Source organism: Armatimonas sp. (genome assembly GCF_043760365.1).
GTDB lineage: Bacteria > Armatimonadota > Armatimonadia > Armatimonadales > Armatimonadaceae > Armatimonas.
This window is the reverse complement of record NZ_JAYUPA010000618.1, coordinates 1-4,237: the sequence shown is the minus strand read 5'-3', so window position 1 is coordinate 4,237 and position 4,237 is coordinate 1. Positions and strand designations below refer to the sequence as shown.

Here is a 4,237-nt window from a genome sequence, read left to right as displayed (position 1 = left end):
TCTGCAGGCGGTTCGTACTAAAGCGCGTCAATATTTCGTTCCTTATCCTTAGATCCTTAGCGGTCCTGTTTTGGCCTATCGCCGGATTGAGTGTAACCCTAGGCATAGGAGTTGTCAAGAGAAGATGTGGCGTAGGACACTATTTTTGTGGGAACAAATAGTGCCTGAAATGAGGTATTCTCCTCAGTAACTGAGGGAAATGAAGAGAGGTAATTTTTGTGATGTTTTTTAATCAAATGCAACGGGCACTGGTGCCCGGTCTTATATTATTGGCACTGGCGGGGAGTGCACGTGCGGATCTGAAGGTCGTCTCCAAGATGACGATGGACGCCCCCGCGATAGGCGGGCTGGGGGGAGGGCTTGGAGCCAATATTCCCACTCCCAAGCCTGGTGAGGCAATCCAGACAATCACCTACTACAAGGGATCCAAGACGCGCGTTGACGAGGCGACTGGTGCAGTCACGATCACGGACAATACGGCAGGCACTATCACACGGATTGATCCTAAGAAGAAGACCTACTCGGTGGTCAAGATCGCGGACATGACCAAGCAGCTCACTGAAGGCGCAGGCCCCGCAGCGGGCTTCCTCGAAATGCTTGAGATGAAGGTCAAGAGCGATGTCAAGAAGGGGGGGCATGAGCGTGTGATCGCGGGTAAGAAAGCCACAGATTACCTCTGGACCGCCACCATGAGCATGAGCATGAAGGGTGGCGAAGAGGGCGCTGAGGTGGCCAATATCTCCATGGAAGGCGAGCAGTGGACGACGGAAGAGATCCAACTTCCCGACACGGCGGGAAAGCCCAATGCACCCCAGCTACCCGGTATCGGTGGTGGAATGATGGGGGGCATGATGAAGATGATGAACAACATGCCCGGCATGAAAAACCTGATGGCAACGATGGCTCAAATTAAAGGTTTTTCGCTCCTGACCAACATGAAAATTAAGATCCAGAGCCCGTTTGCCGAGGCACAAGGTGCTGATCTCTCCAAGCCGGTCACGAACAAGACCGAGGTGACTGAGCTGAGTGAGGCGGAGCTTCCCGAGAGTCTCTTTGCGGTTCCTACGGGCCTTAAGAAGGTTCCGTACGAGATGCCACAGATCCCGGGTTTTGGAGGGTAGTTAAAATGTATAAAGGCATCATGGCCCTCGCTGCTGCACTGTCACTCAGTGCAGCGGCCCACGCGGATCTTAAACTGGTTCAGCAGACGAGTATGAGCGGCGACCTGGGAAAGCGCGTCCAAAAAGACGGCGGTGCGCCAAAGACTCCCACGGTGACAATGTACTATAAGGGCAACCGAACTCGCACGGAGTCGGGGGGGGGGGTGACGATCTTCGACGGGCAGCGCATGTTGATGCTGAACCCGGAGAAGAAAACCTACCAGGTTATTCCTAAAGACGCGGCGGCAAAGGCCATGAGCCCGATGCTGGCGATGATGGATATCAAGGCTGATGTGAGTGTGAAGCCTACAGGGAAAACCCAGATCCTTCAGGGTAAAAAGACACAGCAGTACGTCATGACAATGACGATCAAGCTAGGCATGAAGAACGCGGCAGCTAAAGATGCCCCCAAAGGTGATGTTCCGCAGATACCTCCCATCACCAGTAAGACCGAGCTCTGGACGGCGGAATTTCCCGGCATCACGCTCTCCGGGGCAGCAATGAGCCAGGCGATGCCCGCGGGTGTCGCCAGCATGCCCTTTGTGAAGGACATGACTGAGAAGATGAAGTCCGTCAAGGGAATTCCGCTTCAGACCACCATGACCCAGGACGTGATGGGACAGCAAATGACGGTGACGATGAAAACGACCACTCTCTCTGAAGCCCCTCTGCCTGACAGTCTTTTTGCCACTCCAGCGGGCTACAAACAAGTGCCCTACGTGGCTCCCAGCATGCCGATGATGCCGGGACGTGGCTAGCGCGGCATTTTGACTGCCCCATCGGCAACTGGTACCAATAGGATCGCTGTGGGAACCTGGACGCCGGTGGGCTCGACATCTTTCAGCCCGCCGCCATCCTGGTAGACCATCTGCGCGGAGGGGCCACCGTCCAGGCACATCGCCTCGTCGGGCGAACTATGTAGTGTCGTCTTGAAGAACTCTACTAGCGAGTGGGCAAGTTCCCCGTAGGTCATGGCATCGGCGCGGCAGAAAACCAGGTAGCGCGCACTCAGCGCCACCGCCATCCGGCCCGTCCGGACATCGCTGACAAGCTTCTCTGCCCGATCTGCGACATCTATCTTTCCCCGGTGGATCAGGCGTGGGCCACAGGCCAGGGCATAGTCCATACGCCACGTCAGGCCGTTTTTAGCCTTGGTAGGTTTCTCGTAGCGCCGTGCGCCATCTTTCTCTGTCCCGACGACCCAGGCGATTTCCGGCTTACCGGACTGCGTGAAGCCGATTGCGGAGCGGAGCGCCGTCCCAACGGGTGTCCCCGGTGCAACGATTTTTCCCTCTACCACGCAGAGCTGGACGAGCTGCTTGCGCCGTCCCAGAGAGTCGTAGGACTCCCCGAAGAAACCGCCATTCACTCCCGCGACCGCCCCGTATTTCTGCGCCCACTCGTGAACCGTCTTCGCATCGCCCACTAGATTGTTACGTAGATGCTGAAGGTTTTCAGCAACGACAATCGGTCGGATACGGGCGAGCGTATTGTCTACGGTCAGTGTCTGTGCACCCGAGGCTTTGTCGGTGCGAAACGTGACTCCTTCTGCGACACGGATCTCGGTGGGCGGCTCCGTGGTACATCCCGTAAGCAAAAGAGCCGCCGCGAGAGATGCGGCGGCTCCAGAGGTCAGGTTTCGCGGTTTAGACGAAGTCAAGGTTCTTAACCTCTTTGGCGTACTTTTCAATAAAGGCACGGCGCGGCTCAACTTTGTCGCCCAGCAGAACCGTGAACATATGATCCGCCTCGGCGGCCTCCTCGACCGTGACCTGGGCCAGGATGCGATTGGCCGGGTTCATGGTCGTGTCCGCCAGATCCTCCGGGTTCATCTCGCCCAGTCCCTTAAACCGGGTGACGTGCGTGTCGCGCTTCTTGATCTCTTTCAAGATCCGATCTCGGTCAGCCTCGGTGCGGGCGTAGATTTTCTGGTCTTTCCCCACGCGGATCGAGTAGAGCGGCGGCTGTGCAACATAAACATGTCCGTGATCCACGAGCGGCTTCATGTAGCGGTAGAAGAAGTTGAGCAGCAGCGTGCGAATATGATCGCCGTCCACGTCGGCATCGGCCATGATGATGATCTTATGGTAGCGCAGCTTGGCCAGATCGAAGTTATTGCCCTTGTCTTTTTCCTCATCCGTGGACGTGGAAAGCGAGAGTCCGGCACCAATGGCCATGATGAGCTGCTTGATCCCATCGTTGTCAAGCGCTCTGTCAATGCGCGCTTTCTCGACACAGAGAATCTTACCGCGAAGAGGCAAGATGGCCTGCGTGCGGCGATCCCGTCCTTGTTTGGCACTCCCGCCTGCAGAGTCTCCCTCGACGATGTATAATTCACACTTACTCGCGTCTTTTTCCATGCAGTCCGCGAGCTTGCCGGGAAGACCGCCGCCGTCCATCGCGCTCTGGCGCTTAATGAGATCCGCTGCCTTTCGCGCCGCATCACGAGCACGCTGTGCAATAGACGCTTTTTCCAGCACTGCCTTAGCGATATTGGGGTTTTCCTCGAAGAACTCCGCCAGTCCCTCGCCAACAATGGAGTTCGTGACCCCTTGAATCTCGGGGTTGCCGAGCTTGTTTTTTGTCTGGCCCTCAAACTGGGGATTGGAGATCCGCACGGAGATCACCGCGACCAGCCCCTCACGAACATCGTCGCCGGAGAAGTTATTATCTTTCTCCTTGAGGTAGTTCGCCTTGCGAGCGTAGGTGTTCACCACGCGGGTGAGCGCCGTCTGGAAGCCCGAGAGGTGCGTGCCACCATCTTGAGTGTTGATGTTATTGGCGAAGGAGTAGATATTCTCCTGGTAGCCTTTATTGTACTGAAGCGCGATTTCGATCTGAGCGTGCTCGCCCTCTCGGTACTCACGCTCCCGGTAGAAGTAGATCACACGGGAGTGAATCGGGTCCTTGTTCTCATTGAGGTGCGCGACATACTCCGCAATTCCCCGTTTGTGGTGATACGTAATGGGCTCTTCGTCGTTGAGTTCATCAATAAACGTGATGGCGACTTCTTTATTGAGATACGACAGCTCACGGATACGGGTACGGATACGGTCCGCGGAGTAGGCGAGCTTGCC

4 protein-coding genes are annotated in these 4,237 nt (G+C 56.4%); 2 read left to right on the top strand and 2 right to left on the bottom strand.

Annotated elements, in window-relative coordinates; all coding sequences use genetic code 11:
* Positions 1–221: 221 nt before the first annotated feature.
* Together ACH2EH_RS14160 and ACH2EH_RS14155 are read left to right on the top strand one after the other, a co-directional pair.
* Positions 222–1,121, top strand: a complete 900-nt coding sequence (locus ACH2EH_RS14160; RefSeq protein WP_395142692.1) for a hypothetical protein — start codon at positions 222–224, stop codon at positions 1,119–1,121.
* 20 nt (positions 1,122–1,141) lie between these two features.
* A complete protein-coding gene (locus ACH2EH_RS14155) occupies positions 1,142–1,918 on the top strand; it encodes a hypothetical protein (RefSeq protein WP_395142691.1) in 777 nt (258 codons plus the stop codon).
* Here ACH2EH_RS14155 and ACH2EH_RS14150 read toward each other — a convergent pair.
* Both ACH2EH_RS14150 and ACH2EH_RS14145 read right to left on the bottom strand, forming a co-directional pair.
* Positions 1,915–2,820: a phosphodiester glycosidase family protein gene (locus ACH2EH_RS14150; RefSeq protein WP_395142690.1), complete on the bottom strand. Its 906-nt coding sequence runs from the start codon at positions 2,818–2,820 to the stop codon at positions 1,915–1,917. The genes ACH2EH_RS14155 and ACH2EH_RS14150 overlap by 4 nt on opposite strands.
* Positions 2,807–4,237, bottom strand: a 1,431-nt coding sequence (locus tag ACH2EH_RS14145) for a toprim domain-containing protein (RefSeq protein WP_395142688.1), incomplete at its 5' end; no start/stop codon positions are given. The genes ACH2EH_RS14145 and ACH2EH_RS14150, both read right to left, overlap by 14 nt.

Bases quoted from the DNA above. Each gene is read 5' to 3' on its own strand.
- ACH2EH_RS14155 (WP_395142691.1), top strand. From the start codon at position 1,142: ATGGCCCTCGCTGCTGCACTGTCACTCAGTGCAGCGGCCCACGCGGAT.
- ACH2EH_RS14160 (WP_395142692.1), top strand. From the start codon at position 222: ATGTTTTTTAATCAAATGCAACGGGCACTGGTGCCCGGTCTTATATTA.